This window comes from Streptococcus sp. 27098_8_70 (assembly GCF_041432215.1).
GTDB lineage: Bacteria > Bacillota > Bacilli > Lactobacillales > Streptococcaceae > Streptococcus > Streptococcus oralis_CP.
In genome coordinates this window covers 1,140,617-1,158,637 of sequence record NZ_JAPVZD010000001.1, presented here as the reverse complement: position 1 = coordinate 1,158,637, position 18,021 = coordinate 1,140,617, and the positions used below count along the sequence as shown (strand labels likewise).

Below are 18,021 nucleotides of genomic sequence, written 5' to 3'. Positions count from 1 at the left end.
GTTTCACCGATTCGTGTCAGAATCACACCTTTACATTTAAAACGTTAAAATTTAAATTTAGAATGAGGTTTTACTTCATGGAAAATGTTGTTGTACATATTATCTCACATAGTCACTGGGACCGTGAGTGGTACTTACCTTTTGAAAGCCACCGTATGCAGTTGGTGGAGTTGTTTGACAATCTTTTTGATCTCTTTGAAAATGACCCTGAGTTTAAGAGTTTCCACTTGGATGGACAAACCATTGTCCTGGATGACTATTTGGAAATTCGCCCTGAAAATCGCGACAAAGTCCAAGGTTACATTGACGAAGGCAAACTCAAAATTGGTCCCTTTTACATCTTGCAGGATGATTACTTGATTTCAAGTGAAGCCAACGTCCGCAATACCTTGATTGGTCAAGCAGAATGTGCAAAATGGGGCAAATCCACTCAGATTGGTTACTTCCCAGATACCTTTGGAAATATGGGACAAGCGCCTCAAATCCTTCAAAAATCAGGCATTCACGTGGCAGCCTTTGGGCGTGGTGTGAAGCCGATTGGATTTGACAACCAAGTCCTCGAAGATGAGCAGTTTACTTCTCAGTTTTCAGAAATGTACTGGCAGGGCGCTGATGGAAGTCGTGTCCTCGGTATCCTCTTCGCCAACTGGTACAGTAACGGGAATGAAATCCCTGTTGATAAGGATGAGGCCCTTGCCTTTTGGAAACAAAAATTGTCAGACGTGCGTGACTACGCTTCGACCAACCAATGGTTGATGATGAACGGATGTGACCACCAGCCTGTACAGCGAAATCTGAGCGAAGCCATTCGTGTAGCAAATGAACTCTTCCCAGATGTGACCTTTGTGCATAGTTCCTTTGATGACTATATCCACGCAGTAGAAAGTGCTCTGCCTGAGCAACTATCTACGGTTACAGGTGAGTTGACCAGTCAAGAAACAGACGGTTGGTATACACTTGCTAACACTTCTTCATCCCGTATTTACCTCAAACAAGCTTTCCAAGAAAATAGCAACCTCCTAGAACAAGTAGTGGAGCCATTGACTGTCATCACTGGTGGGCACAACCATAAGGACCAGTTGACCTATGCTTGGAAAGTCCTTCTACAAAATGCTCCCCATGATAGTATCTGTGGCTGTAGCGTGGACGAGGTTCACCGTGAGATGGAGACACGTTTTGCCAAGGTTAACCAAGTCGGAAACTTCGTTAAGACCAATCTTCTCAACGAGTGGAAGGGCAAAATCGCAACTCATGAAGCTCAAAGCGACTATCTCTTTACCGTCATTAACACAGGCTTGCATGACAAGGTTGATACAGTCAGCACCGTGATTGATGTAGCGACTTGTGATTTCAAAGAATTGCACCCAACAGAAGGCTATAAGAAGATGGCAGCCTTGACCTTGCCAAGCTACCGTGTCGAAGACTTGGAAGGGCATGCTGTAGAAGCGAAAATCGAAGATCTGGGAGCTAATTTTGAGTATGATTTGCCAAAAGACAAGTTCCGTCAGGCTCGTATCGCTCGTCAAGTGCGCGTGACAGTGCCTGTTCATCTGGCACCACTTTCTTGGACAACCTTCCAATTGCTCGAAGGAGAACAAGAACACCGTGACGGTATTTACCAAAATGGAGTGATTGATACGCCATTTGTAACGGTAAGTGTGGATGAAAACATCACGGTCTACGACAAGACAACTCATGAAGCTTATGAAGATGTTATTCGCTTTGAAGACCGTGGTGACATTGGAAATGAGTACATCTATTTCCAACCAAAAGGAACAGAGCCTATCTACGCAGAACTCAAAGGCTGTGAAGTCTTGGAAAATACAGCTCGTTTTGCCAAGATCTTGCTCAAGCATGAATTGACAATTCCAGTAAGTGCAGACGAAAAACTGGATGCGGAACAAAGAGGAATCATCGAGTTTATGACGCGCGAAGCTGGTCGCTCAGAAGAATTGACAACTCTTCCTCTTGAAACAGAGATGACCGTCTTTGTTGATAATCCACAAATTCGTTTCAAGACTCGCTTTACTAACACAGCCAAGGACCACCGTATCCGTCTCTTGGTTAAGACTCATAACACACGTCCAAGCAATGACTCTGAAAGCATCTATGAGGTGGTGACACGACCAAACAAACCAGCTGCTTCTTGGGAAAATCCTGAAAATCCACAACACCAACAAGCCTTTGTCAGCCTTTATGATGATGAAAAAGGAGTGACGGTGGCCAATAAAGGACTGCACGAGTATGAAATCCTTGGCGACGATACCATTGCAGTGACCATCCTTCGTGCCTCAGGTGAGCTAGGTGACTGGGGTTACTTTCCGACACCAGAGGCTCAGTGCTTGCGTGAGTTTGAAGTCGAGTTTGCTCTCGAATGCCACCAAGCACAAGAACGCTTCTCAGCCTTCCGTCGTGCCAAAGCCTTTCAAACACCATTCACTAGTCTTCAGGTCGCTAAACAAGAAGGAAGTGTGGCAGCGACTGGCAGCCTCTTGAGCCATGCGGCGCTCAGCTTACCACAAGTCTGCCCAACAGCCTTTAAGGTAGCTGAAAATGAAGAAGGATATGTACTTCGTTACTACAATATGAGTCAAGAAAATGTGCGTATATCAGAACAGCAACAAACCATTCTGGACTTGCTTGAACGACCATATCCAGTTCATTCAGGACTCTTAGCACCACAAGAAATTCGTACAGAATTGATCAAAAAAGAAGACATTTAACAGTTTTAAAGAATACTATGAGATAGAAAGGAGGGGCGAAAGAGTTAGGATGAACTACTGAGTCGCCCCTTTTTATGGGAAGAACAATGACCATTGCAACCATTGATATCGGAGGGACTGGGATTAAGTTTGCCAGTCTGACTCCTGATGGAAAAATACTAGATAAGACAAGTATTCCGACGCCAGAAAGTTTGGAGGATTTACTAGCTTGGCTAGACCAACGCTTGGCAGAACAAGATTATAAGGGCATTGCTATGAGTGTTCCAGGCGCGGTCAATCAAGAAACAGGTGTGATTGAGGGCATCAGTGCCGTCCCTTACATCCATGGCTTTTCTTGGTATGAAGCTCTTGCTCATCATCAACTCCCCGTCCATCTAGAAAATGATGCCAACTGTGTTGGACTTAGTGAACTGCTGGCTCACCCAGAGATTGAAAATGCAGCCTGTGTCGTGATTGGGACAGGAATTGGCGGTGCCATGATTATCAATGGCAAACTTCACCGAGGTCGCCACGGCTTGGGAGGAGAGTTTGGCTACATGACAACTATCGAGCCTGCGGAAAAGCTCAACAACTGGTCGCAACTAGCGTCAACTGGAAATATGGTGCGATACGTGATTGAAAAATCTGGTCAGACTGACTGGGACGGACGCAAGATTTACCAAGAGGCCGCAGCTGGCAATGTTCTTTGTCAAGAAGCCATTGAACGTATGAACCGTAATCTGGCGCAAGGACTGCTCAATATCCAGTACCTCATCGACCCAGATGTCATTAGTCTGGGAGGATCTATTAGCCAGAATCCAGATTTTATCCAAGGCGTCAAAAAAGCTGTCGATGCATTTGTCAAAACCTACGAAGAATACACGGTCGCACCAGTTATCCAAGCTTGCACCTATCATGCAGATGCCAATCTCTATGGTGCCCTTGTCAACTGGCTACAGGAGGAAAATCAATGGTAATTTTTACAGGACTTAGTCCCAAACAAGAGCAAGCATTAGAGTTGCTTAAAAAGCATATTTCGCTAGCAGATGTAGAGGTAGTAGTCGCTCAGTCTGACCAAGCCTCTATCTCTATCAAGGGTGAAGGTGGACATTATCAACTAACTTATCGCAAACCTCACCAACTTTACCGCGCCTTGTCCTTATTGGCAACAGCTCTAGTAGAAGGTGATAAAGTAGCGATTGAGGAGCAGGCAGCTTATGAAGATTTGGCCTACATGGCAGACTGTTCTCGAAATGCGGTGCTGAATGTGGCTTCTGCCAAGCAGATGATTGAGGTCTTGGCTCTCATGGGTTACTCAACCTTTGAACTTTACATGGAAGACACCTATCAGATTGAGGGGCAACCTTACTTTGGTTACTTCCGTGGCGCCTATTCAGCAGAGGAGTTGCAGGAAATCGAAGCCTATGCCCAACAGTTTGACATGACCTTTGTGCCCTGCATCCAGACCTTGGCCCACTTGTCAGCCTTTGTCAAATGGGGGGTCAAAGAAGTGCAGGAACTCCGTGATGTGGAGGACATTCTCCTTATCGGCGAAGAAAAGGTTTATGACCTGATTGATGGGATGTTTGCTACTTTGTCTAAACTGCAGACTCGCAAGGTCAATATCGGGATGGATGAAGCCCACTTGGTTGGTTTGGGACGCTACCTCATCTTGAATGGTGTTGTAGACCGTAGTCTTCTCATGTGTCAACACTTAGAGCGCGTGCTGGATATTGCTGACAAGTATGGTTTCCACTGCCAGATGTGGAGCGATATGTTCTTTAAACTCATGTCAACAGATGGCCAGTATGACCGCGATGTGGAGATTCCTGAGGAAACTCGTGTCTACCTAGATCGTCTCAAAGACCGTGTAACCTTGGTTTACTGGGATTATTATCAGGACAGCGAAGAAAAGTACAATCGCAATTTCCGCAATCACCACAAGATTAGCCAAGATATTGCCTTTGCAGGTGGTGCTTGGAAGTGGATCGGTTTTACACCCAACAACCATTTCAGCCATCTCATCGCTATGGAGGCCAACAAAGCCTGTCGTGCTAATCAGATAAAAGAGGTCATTGTAACGGGTTGGGGGGACAATGGTGGAGAAACTGCCCAGTTTTCTATTCTACCAAGTCTGCAAATCTGGGCAGAACTCAGCTACCGCAATGACCTCGACCGTTTGTCTGCACACTTCAAGACCAATACGGGTCTATCGGTTGAGGACTTTATACAGATTGACCTAGCTAACCTCTTGCCAGACCTGCCAGATAATCTCAGTGGTATCAATCCCAACCGCTATGTCTTTTATCAGGATGTTCTTTGTCCGATTCTTGACAGGCACGTGACACCTGAACAGGACAAACCACACTTCGCTCAGGCAGCTGAGACGCTTTCTGAAATCAAAGAAAAAGCAGGAAATTATGCTTACCTCTTTGAAACTCAGGCCCAGTTGAACCAGATTTTAAGCAGTAAAGTGGATGTGGGACGACGCATCCGTCAGGCCTACCAAGCGGGTGATAAAGAAAGTCTGAGAGAAATCGCAAGACAAGAATTACCAAAACTCAGAAGCGAGATTGAACACTTCCATGCTCTCTTTAGCCACCAATGGTTGAAAGAAAACAAGGTCTTTGGCTTGGATACAGTCGATATCCGTATGGGCGGACTCTTGCAACGGTTCAAACGAGCAGAAAGCCGCATCGAAACTTATCTAGCAGGGCAGATTGACCGCATCGACGAGCTAGAAGTTGAAATCCTACCATTTACTGACTTCTACGCAGACAAGGATTTCGCAGCAACTACAGCCAACCAGTGGCATACTATTGCGACCGCATCGACGATTTATACGACTTAACACTCTTCGAAAATCTCTTCAAACCACGTCAGCTTCGCCTTGCCGTATATATGTTACTGACTTCGTCAGTTTTATCTGCAACCTCAAAGCAGTGCTTTGAGCAGCTTGCGGCTAGCTTCCTAGTTTGCTCTTTGATTTTCATTGAGTATAAAAACAAGAACAGTGTCCCTTGTTCAGAGTGTTTCTCGTGAAACCTATTTCTTATAAAAAACTTCTCCACAAAAAATAATTTGTGGAGTTTTTTCTATAATTAGTAGTTTAACCTAGCCTTCAAATAGGAGTATACTAATAATGTAATCGTTATCAAACCTAAAAATTCGATGAAATCAGTTTTTAGGAATAAAATGGGAGGAAATTATGAAAAAGTTTTCAAAGACCTTGAGGGATAACTGGATTTTTCTCTTGATGGTTTTACCAGGGGCACTTTGGTTGATTCTATTCTTCTATATCCCAGTATTTGGAAATGTGGTCGCCTTTAAAGATTACCATATGAGTGGTGAAGGATTTATCCACAGTATTATGAATAGTAAGTGGGTCGGCCTCGATAACTTTAAGTTCTTGTTTAGTTCTAAAGATGCCTTTATCATTACTCGAAATACCGTCCTTTACAACCTTGGATTCATCTTTATTGGTTTGATTGTGTCGGTTGGAATTGCCATCATCCTCAGTGAGCTTCGTTCTAAGAGAATGGTTAAAATTTTCCAAACGTCTATGTTGTTCCCTTACTTTCTGTCATGGGTTATCATCAGTTTCTTTACAGATGCCTTCCTAAACATTGACAAAGGGGTCTTCAACCATTTCCTAACATCCATTGGCATGAAGGAAGTCAACTTTTACGCTGACTTAGGCATTTGGCCATACCTTCTCCTTTTCCTAGGTATTTGGAAAGGCTTTGGATATAGCAGTGTCATGTACTATGCAACAATCATGGGAATTGACCCAACCTACTACGAAGCAGCAACAGTGGACGGGGCTAGCAAGTGGCAACGCATTCGCAACGTAACCATTCCTCAGTTGACTCCGCTTGTAACTGTATTGACCATCCTTGCAGTCGGAAATATCTTCCGCGCAGACTTCGGTCTCTTCTATCAAATCCCACACAATGCTGGTCAGCTTTACAATGTAACTAACGTTTTGGACGTATATGTCTTTAATGGTTTGACTCAGACAGCAGATATCGGTATGGCTTCAGCAGCCGGTCTTTACCAATCCGTTGTCGGCTTGATACTGGTTATTCTATCAAACTTGCTTGCAAGACGAGTTGATCCAAACTCAGCTTTGTTCTAGAAAGGGGGAGAATATGGCAGAAAAGAAAATTAAAAAAGAAAAAATCGATAATGTCGGCATTCACTCCTTCAGTAAGAAAGCAGATATCTTCTTTAGTATCATCTCTGGTTTGATCGCTCTTTCTTGTATCTTGCCCTTTATCTTCGTTATCATCATTTCGGTGACAGACGAAAAGAGCATCCTCCAGTATGGATATAGCTTTTTCCCTTCGAAATTTGGTGTAGATGGATTCCAGTTCTTAGCTCAGTTTAAAGATAAGATCCTCCAAGCGCTCTTTATCTCAGTTTTTGTAACCGTAGTCGGAACAGTGACCAACGTCTTCATCACGACAACTTATGCCTACGCCATCTCACGGACAACCTTTAAGTACCGCAGATTCTTCACGATCTTCGCTCTTCTTAGTATGTTGTTCAATGCTGGTTTGGTACCAGGCTATATCGTGGTCACTCGTTTGCTTCAACTTGGTGATACCGTTTGGGCCTTGATTGTTCCAATGCTTCTTTCACCATTCAACATCATCTTGATGCGTTCCTTCTTCAAGAAGACCATTCCAGAAGCTATTCTCGAATCTGCTCGTATCGATGGTGCCAGTGAAGCTCGGATCTTCTTCCAGATTTGTTTGCCATTGTCACTTCCAGGTATCGCAACCATCACGCTTTTGACAGCTCTTGGATTCTGGAACGACTGGTTCAACGCCCTTCTTTACATCAAGAGTGACAACTTGTATCCATTACAGTATTTGCTCATGCAAATCCAACAAAATATGGACTACATCGCCAAAGCAGTCGGTCTTTCTGGTCAACTGGGAGTCGCTCTTCCAAAGGAAACGGGTCGTATGGCCATGGTTGTCGTTGCAACCCTTCCAATCGCGATTCTCTATCCATTCTTCCAACGCTACTTTGTAAAAGGTTTGACCATCGGTGGTGTGAAAGAATAGGACTTACTGAGAAACATCGTTTCTCCCTTCCCAACTTCATCTTAGTGGCTGAAGTTAAAATCATTAAATCGTTTATAAGTTTAAAAATAAAAAAAGGAGTTTTTATCATGAAAAACTGGAAAAAATATGCTTTTGCATCTGCTAGCGTAGTCGCTTTGGCTGCAAGTCTTGCTGCCTGTGGAAACCTTACAGGTAACAACAAAAAAGCTGCAGATACTACTTCAGGTGAAAAACCTGTAATCAAAATGTACCAAATCGGTGACAAACCAGACAACTTGGATGAATTGCTAGAAAATGCAAACAAAATCATCGAAGAAAAAGTCGGTGCTAAATTGGATATCCAATACCTTGGATGGGGTGACTATGATAAGAAAATGTCTGTTATCACATCATCTGGTGAAAACTATGATATCGCATTTGCATCTAACTATGTCGTAAATGCTCAAAAAGGTGCCTATGCTGACTTAACAGAATTGTATAAAAAAGAAGGAGCAGAGCTTTACAAAGCACTTGACCCAGCTTACATCAAAGGGAACACTGTAAACGGTAAGATCTATGCAGTACCAGTTGCAGCTAACGTTGCATCATCTCAAAACTTTGCCTTCAACGGAACTCTTCTTGCTAAATACGGTATCGATATTTCAGGTGTAACTTCATACGAAACACTTGAGCCAGTCTTGAAACAAATCAAAGAAAAAGCTCCAGATGTAGTACCATTTGCGGTTACGAAGAACTTTATCCCATCTGATAACTTTGACTACCCAGTACCAAACGGACTTCCATTTGTTATCGACCTTGAAGGAGACACTACTAAGATCGTAAACCGTTACGAAGTGCCTCGTTTCAAAGAACACTTGAAGACTCTTCACAAATTCTATGAAGAAGGGTATATTCCAAAAGACGTAGCAACAAGCGACACTTCATTTGACCTTCAACAAGATACTTGGTTTGTTCGTGAAGAAACAGTAGGACCAGCTGACTATGGTAACAGTTTGCTCTCTCGTGTTGCTAACAAAGATATCCAAATCAAACCAATCACTAACTTTATCAAGAAAAACCAAACAACACAAGTTGCTAACTTTGTCATCTCAAACAACTCTAAGAACAAAGAAAAATCAATGGAAGTGTTGAACCTCTTGAACACGAACCCAGAACTCTTGAACGGTCTTGTTTACGGTCCAGAAGGCAAGAACTGGGAAAAAATTCAAGGTAAAGAAAACCGTGTACGTGTCCTTGATGGCTACAAAGGAAATACTCACATGGGTGGATGGAACACTGGTAACAACTGGATTCTTTACATCAACGAAAACGTTACAGATCAACAAATCGAAGATTCTAAGAAACAATTGGCAGAAGCTAAAGAATCTCCAGCACTTGGATTTATCTTTAACACTGACAATGTGAAATCTGAAATCTCAGCAATTTCTAACACAATGCAACAATTCGATACAGCTATCAACACTGGTACTGTAGACCCAGATAAAGCAATCCCAGAATTGATGGAAAAATTGAAATCTGAAGGTGCCTACGAAAAAGTATTGAACGAAATGCAAAAACAATACGACGAATTCTTGAAAAACAAAAAATCATAAGTTCGATTGATTTCGTGTATTCATTCCTAATTCCTAAAAATGTGATCACTGCCTTCCTTAGTTCTCTAGGGGAGGTAGTGATTTTTAGGATGTAAAAATGAAAAGAGTGGTTCTGAGGGTTTATACGATGTGATACACATACATCTATAGGGGATTTATTATGAAAAAATATCGTCTTCTTTTCAAAATGAGTGCTGTCTTCTCTTACCTATTTTTCGTATTTGGCCTTTCCCAGCTGACGCTTATTGTCCAAAACTATTGGCAATTTTCTTCCCAGATTGGCAATTTCTTCTGGATTCAAAATATCTTGAGTTTGCTATTTAGCGGAGTCATGATTTGGATTCTGGTTAAGACAGGCCATGGTTATCTCTTTCGCATTCCAAGAGAAAAATGGCTTTGGTATTCGATTTTGACAGTATTAGTGGTAGTGCTCCAGATCTTTTTTAACGTTCAGACAGCTAAACATGTTCAGTCAACTGCTGAAGGTTGGGCTGTATTGATTGGTTATAGTGGGACTAACTTTGCAGAGCTAGGTATCTATATAGCCCTGTTCTTTCTGATTCCACTGATGGAAGAGTTAATCTATAGAGGATTACTGCAACACGCCTTTTTTAAAGATTCGAGATTTGCTCTTGATTTGCTTCTTCCGTCCATTTTATTTGCTCTCCCTCATTTTTCAAGCCTTCCTAGTCTGTTAGATATCTTCGTCTTTGCAACATCTGGAATCATTTTTGCTGGTTTGACCCGTTATACCAAGAGCATTTATCCTTCCTATGCGGTGCATGTGATCAATAATATTGTAGCGACATTGCCATTTCTGCTGACGTTTTTACATAGGGCGTTTGGGTAAAATACTGGCTGGAGAGTTAGGAATTATAGTTTTTCAATTTATAAGTGAATTTCAGGAGGGAAATGAGTATGACACCATTAAAATGGTTCGATGGAGGTAGAGAAAGGCGTTGTGAAGCGATGACCATCATTGATCATCTATTGGAAGATATAAAGGCTGCGCCTCAACTTACTCCCTTGAAAAATCAGTTAGTGATTTATAAAAAACGATTAAAGGATGATGGAACCTCTACTCCATTTATTCTGAGCCAAATGAACGTTGACATCTCACGTGTGTTGATTGACAATAAGCTGGGTTTGTCAGAAAGTCAAGCTAAGCAAATCAAAAAATTGAGAGAATTATCTGCGATTCGCTATGGTTACTGATGAAGTGCAGGGGTAGGACTCTTTCAACAATTTCCGGTCAAATAAATTGCATTCGTTTTCTCAAGTGGGTATACTAGTATAGTTGAATGAAAAATTCTGAAAATTTAAGAATAGAAAAGAGAACAAATCTTATGGCAAAAGATATTCGTGTCTTACTTTACTACCTCTATACTCCAATTGAAAATGCAGAGCAATTTGCTGCAGACCACTTGGCTTTCTGTAAATCAATTGGCCTCAAAGGCCGTATCCTAGTCGCTGACGAGGGAATCAACGGAACAGTTTCAGGTGACTACGAAACAACTCAAAAATACATGGACTACGTTCACAGCCTCCCAGGCATGGAAGACCTCTGGTTCAAGATTGACGAAGAAAGTGAACAAGCTTTTAAGAAGATGTTTGTTCGCTACAAGAAAGAAATTGTCCACCTTGGTTTGGAAGACAACGACTTTGATAATGACATCAACCCACTTGAAACAACAGGTGCTTACTTGTCTCCAAAAGAGTTCAAAGAAGCCCTTCTTGACGAAGATACAGTTGTCCTTGACACACGTAACGATTATGAGTACGACCTAGGACATTTCCGTGGGGCTATCCGCCCAGACATCCGCAACTTCCGTGAGTTACCACAGTGGGTCCGCGACAACAAGGAAAAATTCATGGACAAGCGTGTCGTGGTTTACTGTACAGGTGGGGTTCGCTGTGAGAAATTCTCAGGTTGGATGGTTCGTGAAGGCTACAAAGATGTCGGTCAATTGCACGGAGGAATCGCAACTTACGGTAAAGACCCAGAAGTTCAAGGTGAGCTTTGGGATGGGAAAATGTACGTCTTTGACGAGCGTATTGCCGTCGATGTTAACCATGTTAACCCAACCATCGTAGGGAAAGACTGGTTTGATGGAACACCATGTGAACGTTATGTCAACTGTGGAAATCCCTTCTGTAACCGTCGTATCCTAACATCAGAAGAAAATGAAGACAAGTACCTTCGTGGATGCTCACACGAGTGCCGTGTTCACCCACGCAACCGCTACGTCTCAGAAAATGAATTGACACAAGCAGAAGTGATCGAGCGTCTAGCAGCTATCGGTGAAAGCTTGGATCAAGTCGCTACTGTATAAAGCAAACAGCCCTTAGGGGCTGTTTTTCTATGCTTTTTATCTAAAAATCTAAAATTTGTTTCTGTATCTTTCAGGAAAATAGGTTATACTATATGTAAACGATTTCAAAGGAGGCCAGTTATGGCGAAAACATTTTTTATCCCAAATAAAGAAAGCATTCTAGGACAACAGGAGGTCTTGACTGCCAAGTCTATCTTGGCCTTGGTGGAGGGCTTAGGGCTTGGAGTCACACAGTTATGATGCGGTCTATCTCCGTCAGCCCCTCAATCGTCTCGAGTATATCGAGTGTGGGATTGTAGGTCAGTCGCAATTTCTCTTCAAGGTGAACTATGCGGATAGCCGAAAAGGCTATCAAGTGGTGATTCCAGACTTCCTTACCAGAGCGGACTGGGAGATTGTAGAAGCTCTCCTCCAAGCCCTATCAAACAAGTTGGGGCAAGTGGTAGAAGGGCTAGAAGGCTTTGATTTTGAAGCTTATTTCCGAGAAACGGTCAAGCATTATCTATCTGACAAAGCGGCTCGTCTAGTATATTGCCAAGGGCTCTTGGCCCCTATCTATCTCAATAAGGAATACCTCGAGAGCTTTTTGGCTGAGGATGGATTGGCACGTTTTGAAGAACTGGTCAAGAAGGTTCAAGGCTCTGATGCCTACCTTGCCAGTGTAAAATTTTACCCAGACGCCCAAGGCAAGGTACACGGTATCTACCACCTAGCCCAGGGAGTCAAGACGATTTTACCTAAGGAGCCCTTTGTGCCAGCACCCTATACCGAGCAGCTAGCAGGCAAGGAGCTTGTTTGGGAGATTGACCTAGTGACGATTTCTGGTGATGGGTCCAAAGCAGAAGACTACGAATCCATCGCTCGCTTGGATTATACAAGATTCCTAGAGTCGCTACCAACAGCATTTTACCACCAACTAGATGCCAATCAATTAGAAGTACAAGCCATTTTGGGAAAAAATTTTGAGGAATTGGCAGCCGTCAAGTAGACACGGTTCAAAAAAAGAGTAAACATAAAAATCCCTGTCATTAACAAATGGCAGGGATTTTGGTTAAAAGAATGTCAGGATGCGAAGGTAGTCAACTGTCAGCGCGAGCTCTGCAATGAAGAAGGGTAAGAGAATAGCGCCATCAAGTAAGACAGCTAGCAAGAAACGATAAAATGGGTCAAGGCTACTAGCCTTACTTGGCTTGCTAATCACAAAGAGATTGCCAAGGGCAAAGATGGTCATGCTTAGAAGAGTGAGGATGCCAGCGAATCGCAAGCCGCCAAAAAGTGCAAAGAAACTTGCTAGAGCCGTTAAGACAAGCGGGATAGCAAAGAGTCGGCTGTAACGATCGCAAGCTTCTTGGAATGTGAAGTCGCTCTCCTGGTCCAGTACACGTCGGACAGTAAAGCCTCCCAAAATGATGGAAAAGTAAAATAGAGCGCTAGCGACCAAGATAGAAAGTCCAGCAAAGAGATCTAAAGGTGGGAGCTGGTTAGGTAAACTATTGGCAATAGAGGCCATATAGCCGTAGTAGAGGTGCTTGATATGATAGATACTAAAGAAAAGGTTGATTGACGACAGCAAGGTGAGCAGGGCAAAGACACTGTAACGATGCTTTTGGTCCGTATTCTTGCTGGCAGTTGGTTCTTGGATAGCATCCAGCAGCCAAGTCCAAAACAGTGCGATTTCTTCTTTGAATCTGGCTGTTTTACGAGGGTCAATATCTGGGATATAGGGGCTTTCTAAAGCCTTGCTGAGGATACTTTTCTCTTTTGCAGGGTTTTCTTGCTTGTGTTCCTCTTCAGTTTTCCCTTCTCCCTCTTCCTCGGTTTGGGTTTCCTCAGTCATTTCGGGAGTTTCCTCCTCATGCGTTTCCGACTCTTTAGGTGAGACAGATGTTTCTTGGCTTACTTGTAGTTCGGTCTCCACAGTTTCTGAAGTCTCAGGCTCGTTGGGCTGGATTTCTGATTTTGTCTGAGGTGATTTCTTCTCAAGATCGGCACTTTCAAACCATTCTTGTGTCATGGTGGAACCTCCTTTTTATGGTCGTTTTCTATCTTTAGCCTACCAGATGAAAGCGTTTTTGTCAATGGTTTCTAGATGGAGAAGAGTACTCTTCTTTAGGTAGGTAGATATCCTGGTTGGCTTTTGCAATGAGCAGGTCCTTGATATCTGCTCTTTCCGTTTTATAAGGGTTGGCAAGTTCATTCTCTTTTTGTCCACGATGTTCTTCTTTGGGTTTACGATAGATACCGCCATGCTGAGAAGAAAGATCTAGATTGATACGGTCGGTCTCTTTCTGGGAGAGAATGAGGTTTAGAGTTGAATGAGCCTCTAGCTCGACCTTGCCGTGAACTTGGATATTTTCAGCATAGATGTGTGCTCCCTCCGTCTTGACCTGACTATCTGTCAATTCGGCATCAAAGATATTGATGATATGAGGTGTCGTTAGTGTGCTGTTCTTGATAGAACTTTCAGTTAGTCTTAAGAGATAGCCTTTTGTTTTGATTGTCGCATTTTCAAGATTGGCTTGACGAATATTGGTTTGTCCACGATTGGCTGAGACGGTGATAGCTTGCAGTCTTCTTCCTTTAGGGAGGGAGAGAATGACTTCGTCAAAACGGTGAGAATAACTGCTGGCAATACGAAGTAGGCCTTCGATTCCTGAACCTAGAAAGCGATGTTGGGAGGCTTGTTTGTCAGTGACGGTCAGTGTTTTGTAACTCATGCCAGTAGTCAGATCGTGACGACCAGACACCGAAGGATGATAGGTGATATGGATCTTGTCATCTACAGACTCTGTGATGGTTAGGCTGTGCTCTTCAAGGGTCAAATCAAGTTTTTCCACTTCATTTCCAAAGGTCACTTCTTCGATACGATTGTCATAGACGGGGTCTTTTGACATGGCAAGTAAACTTTGAATACCATTGGACTGCGCGCCTACAATGATCATGATAAAACCGAGGATTGTAGAAACCACACCAAAGATGAGAAATCCTTTTGTCAATTTACGCATGTCTGTCACCTCTCTTTCCTTTTTTAAGAATCCATTGTGCCAAGCGGACGATTAGGAGGCCAAAGAAACGAGCTACATAGGAGATACCCAGTAGAACAAGAGAAGAAGCACCGATAGAAAGCAAACCGGCCCCAAAAATCAAGATAAAGGCAGATTTGGCTTCGACTAGGACGCTAAAGCTCTCTACGATAAAGAGTCCACCTAGCAGGATACCCGTCACAGAGACGGTAAAGAAGGCTAAAATGACGGAGACGGCTGCGATAATAATACCGATGATGGCCATGAGGATGCCGATCCCGACCGGAATTCCGATAGGAGCTACTAGCAGGGCCAGGAGGGCAATGTGTAGCAGTTGACGGTCATTCTTTTGAGCAGGGGCTTCATTGACTTTTTTATCGAGAAGATCAGAGAGGATATCATGGGCAGCTTCTTTTGGAGTTCCCAGACTGGCAATGAGTTCCTCTTCGCCCTCTGGACCTGCATCGTCAAATAGTTCCTTAAAGTAGTCCATAGCTTCGATGCGGTCAGCTTCAGGCAGTTTATGGAGATAGGTTTCTAACTGAGTCAGATAGTCAGTTCTTGTCATGGCGGATACTCCCTTCTATGATGCCGTTGACGGTGTCGGTATAGAGCGTCCACTCTTCCTTTAGAGTAACGAGCTGCTCTACGCCCCGATTGGTCAAGGAGTAGTATTTGCGCATACGCCCCTGAAACTCTCTAGAGTAGGTGGTCAGAAAGCCACTGGCTTCCAATTTTTTGAGAATGGGATAGAGCGTAGATTCTTTGATATTGGCGATGAGCTTAATGGTTTGACTAATCTCATAACCATAAGAATCCCCCTGCTCCAGTACAGCCAAGATGAGAAACTCGATCAAGGCAGAGGATGTTGGGAAGTACATGGGAAACCTCCTTTATATTATATAAAAATTTTATATATACTCTTTTCAAATATATTGTATCTCAAGTTGAAAGCCCTGTCAAGAAATATGTGTAAAAATTTTATATATAAAAAACTCCTAGTATAAACTAGAAGTTTAGAGGATTTTTTCAGCCCGATCCACCATAAAGAGCGAGATGGTCATGATGATATCGATGGCTAGAAGGGCAAGAACCGCTGGAACCCAAGATTGAAAAAGTTCAAAACTATAACCAAACAAGGCAGGTCCAAAAGCAGCTAAGATGTAGCCCCCTGTTTGCGCTAGTCCTGATAGCTGAGCTGTCTTTTCAGGAGAACTGGTTTTAAGAGAAAAGCAAACCATGAGGTAGGGGAAGAGGGCGCTGCAGGCCGTTCCAATCAAGAGATGGACGACTAACCAGTAGAGGAAATTATTGGCTGGATACAAGAGCATGGCAATTCCTATCATACCAGCGATAGAGATAATTGCCAGCATGATTCGACGATGACCATCTGACAGACGAGTGGTCAGACTTGGAACAGTCATTGAAAAAGGAATGCTGATCAGTGAGAAAATAGAAGCCAGAAGAGCCGCATCACTATTAGAAATACCAGCACTAACAGCCATAGTTGGCAACCAGGTCATGCTTGTATAAAAGAGCAAGGACTGAAGTCCGCCAAAGATAATGATAGCCCAGACATCTTTACTTTTTAGAATATTCTCTTTGACTTGCTTTTCTTTTTGGCTTTCTAGGTGGTGGTTGTGGCGATGATTTGGTAACCAGACTAGCAGAGTGACCAGACAGAGAAAGCTGAGAACGAGGATGAGTCCCTTCCAAGAACTAGCTTGGGTGATAGGGACAGAAAGATAAGAAGCGATGGCTGTCGAAATTCCCATGGCAGTGACATAGAGAGTTGTTAGGAAACTAATCTTTTGAGGCTGATTTGCCTGGATCATACTTGGGAGGAGTACATTGAAGATCGCAATGCTTGCTCCCACAATTAAGGTCCCTAGATAGAGAAGGGGAAGATTGAAAATCCGAATGACAGAGCCAACAGTTAAGAGGAGGAGACAGTAAGTAAAGAGATGTTCCAACCCGATTTTTTGTGCCAAGCGGCTTGCAAAAGCAGAGAAAAGAGCAAACATCAAGAGAGGGAGACTGGTTAAAATCCCAAGAGAGCTAACCTCCACTCCTAGTCCCTGAGCGATATCTCCTAAGATAGTTGGAAGAGCAGTAAAAGGAGAGCGTAAAACGGTCCCGATTAAGACAATTCCTAGAACAAAAAAGAGTGATTGTTTTTTCATAAAAACCTCAATAGGATGATTTTAATAACAGCTTATTTTAAGGTTTTTTCCTTATAATGTCAAGTAATGACAGCCAAGACAGTTCAATCAATGGAAGTGAAAATAAAGTGAAAAGAGACAGATTTCTTTACTAGAATTTTCCTTGATTTGATATAAAAATAGGAAACTAGGAGAATTTGTGATAAAATAGTGGAAGGAAATCTATACATTGGAGAAAAACTGTGCCTGAAAAGCAAAAAATCAGCGTCTTGATGTCGGTCTATGTAAAGGAAAATCCGACGTTTTTAAGAGATGCTATCAAAAGTGTTCAAAACCAGACCTTGAAACCGAGTGAACTTGTTCTTGTTGAGGACGGCCCGCTCACACCCGAACTCTATCAGGTGCTAGATGAAGTGGAAGCTCAGTCAGACATTCCAGTTAAACGGTGCCCCTTAGAACAAAACCAAGGTTTAGGCTTGGCTCTTCGATACGGTGTTTTACAGTGCCAGTATGACATTATTGCCCGCATGGATACGGATGATTTAGCTGTTCCGGATCGTTTTGAGAAACAGCTTCAGCTAATGGAGAAAGAAGATCTCGATCTCTTAGGCGGCCATATCGCAGAGTTCATTGACAATCCAGATGAGATTGTATCTTATCGTCGTGTTCCAACTCAGCACGCAGACATTGTGGCTTATCAGAGAATGAGAAGCGCCTTTAACCATATGACAGTTATGTTCAAAAAGGACATGGTCCTCAAGGCAGGCAACTATGAAGATGGCCTTTACATGGAGGATGACCTCCTTTGGCTCAATATGATTGCTGCAGGTGCCAAGACTGGGAACCTAGATCAAATCTTGTGTAAGGTTCGTGTCGGTGCAGGGATGTTTGAGCGTCGGGGTGGCTCGCGTTACCTTAAACTCTATCGTCAGGCTCGCCAAAGGATGCTTGAGCGAGGGCAAATTTCTTACATGGAATATGCTAAAAGTGTAGCCATTCAGGCAATTGTTGCACTTTGTCCAGGCTTTGTACGTCAGTTTATCTTCGTCAAACTTTTAAGAAAGAGAAAGTAAGCCCCGATAGACTGAATGATTTAGGCTATCATAACAACAGTATCATCTGACTCTTTTAAGG

At 43.0% G+C, this 18,021-nt stretch carries 15 protein-coding genes and 1 pseudogene; 11 read left to right on the top strand and 5 right to left on the bottom strand.

Annotated features, from left to right (window positions below; all coding sequences use genetic code 11):
* Positions 1-77: 77 nt before the first annotated feature.
* From O3655_RS05460 to O3655_RS05415, 10 genes and pseudogenes are all read left to right on the top strand, one after another.
* Positions 78-2,723 (top strand): alpha-mannosidase, encoded by a 2,646-nt coding sequence (locus tag O3655_RS05460; protein ID WP_308697300.1) that lies wholly within the window; start codon positions 78-80, stop codon positions 2,721-2,723.
* 86 nt (positions 2,724-2,809) lie between these two features.
* Positions 2,810-3,679 carry an ROK family protein gene (locus O3655_RS05455; protein WP_049520554.1) on the top strand — a complete coding sequence of 290 codons (870 nt, stop codon included), beginning with the start codon at positions 2,810-2,812 and terminating at the stop codon, positions 3,677-3,679.
* On the top strand, positions 3,673-5,553 hold the full coding sequence (locus tag O3655_RS05450) for a beta-N-acetylhexosaminidase (RefSeq protein WP_308697299.1): 1,881 nt from the start codon (positions 3,673-3,675) through the stop codon (positions 5,551-5,553). The genes O3655_RS05455 and O3655_RS05450 overlap by 7 nt, the downstream gene beginning before the upstream one ends.
* 357 nt (positions 5,554-5,910) lie before the next feature.
* On the top strand, positions 5,911-6,840 hold the full coding sequence (locus O3655_RS05445; RefSeq protein ID WP_061587254.1) for a sugar ABC transporter permease: 930 nt from the start codon (positions 5,911-5,913) through the stop codon (positions 6,838-6,840).
* 13 nt (positions 6,841-6,853) lie between these two features.
* Positions 6,854-7,777, top strand: a complete 924-nt coding sequence (locus tag O3655_RS05440; protein WP_000818344.1) for a carbohydrate ABC transporter permease — start codon at positions 6,854-6,856, stop codon at positions 7,775-7,777.
* Positions 7,778-7,884: 107 nt separating this feature from the next.
* Complete coding sequence (locus O3655_RS05435) at positions 7,885-9,369, top strand: ABC transporter substrate-binding protein (protein ID WP_049520552.1); 1,485 nt, start codon at positions 7,885-7,887, stop codon at positions 9,367-9,369.
* A 160-nt stretch (positions 9,370-9,529) separates the two neighbouring features.
* Positions 9,530-10,219: a CPBP family intramembrane glutamic endopeptidase gene (locus O3655_RS05430; RefSeq protein ID WP_049477588.1), complete on the top strand. Its 690-nt coding sequence runs from the start codon at positions 9,530-9,532 to the stop codon at positions 10,217-10,219.
* Between the two features lie 68 nt (positions 10,220-10,287).
* A complete protein-coding gene (locus tag O3655_RS05425; RefSeq protein WP_049477587.1) occupies positions 10,288-10,584 on the top strand; it encodes a bacteriocin immunity protein in 297 nt (98 codons plus the stop codon).
* Between the two features lie 131 nt (positions 10,585-10,715).
* Entirely contained in the window at positions 10,716-11,702 is a 987-nt protein-coding gene (locus O3655_RS05420; RefSeq protein ID WP_001030023.1) for a rhodanese-related sulfurtransferase, read from the top strand.
* Between the two features lie 120 nt (positions 11,703-11,822).
* A pseudogene (locus O3655_RS05415) lies at positions 11,823-12,690 on the top strand (DUF4299 family protein).
* A 63-nt stretch (positions 12,691-12,753) separates the two neighbouring features.
* Here the strand turns inward: O3655_RS05415 and O3655_RS05410 are convergent.
* The 5 genes from O3655_RS05410 to O3655_RS05390 form a co-directional block, all read right to left on the bottom strand.
* Complete coding sequence (locus O3655_RS05410; RefSeq protein ID WP_042767613.1) at positions 12,754-13,716, bottom strand: DUF6574 domain-containing protein; 963 nt, start codon at positions 13,714-13,716, stop codon at positions 12,754-12,756.
* Between the two features lie 61 nt (positions 13,717-13,777).
* Positions 13,778-14,707 (bottom strand): DUF4097 family beta strand repeat-containing protein, encoded by a 930-nt coding sequence (locus O3655_RS05405; protein WP_308697298.1) that lies wholly within the window; start codon positions 14,705-14,707, stop codon positions 13,778-13,780.
* The gene (locus tag O3655_RS05400; protein ID WP_000198645.1) at positions 14,700-15,293 is read right to left on the bottom strand and encodes a DUF1700 domain-containing protein; all 594 of its coding nucleotides are present in this window, start codon (positions 15,291-15,293) and stop codon (positions 14,700-14,702) included. Before O3655_RS05400 ends, O3655_RS05405 begins: the two co-directional genes overlap by 8 nt.
* Positions 15,280-15,606, bottom strand: coding sequence for a PadR family transcriptional regulator (locus O3655_RS05395; protein WP_000273860.1), 327 nt, complete (start codon positions 15,604-15,606; stop codon positions 15,280-15,282). Before O3655_RS05395 ends, O3655_RS05400 begins: the two co-directional genes overlap by 14 nt.
* 135 nt (positions 15,607-15,741) lie before the next feature.
* Positions 15,742-16,908 carry an MFS transporter gene (locus tag O3655_RS05390; protein WP_308697297.1) on the bottom strand — a complete coding sequence of 389 codons (1,167 nt, stop codon included), beginning with the start codon at positions 16,906-16,908 and terminating at the stop codon, positions 15,742-15,744.
* A 221-nt stretch (positions 16,909-17,129) separates the two neighbouring features.
* On the opposite strand from O3655_RS05390, the gene O3655_RS05385 reads away from it, so the two are divergent.
* Positions 17,130-17,960, top strand: a complete 831-nt coding sequence (locus tag O3655_RS05385; RefSeq protein WP_049478964.1) for a glycosyltransferase — start codon at positions 17,130-17,132, stop codon at positions 17,958-17,960.
* Positions 17,961-18,021: the final 61 nt, after the last annotated feature.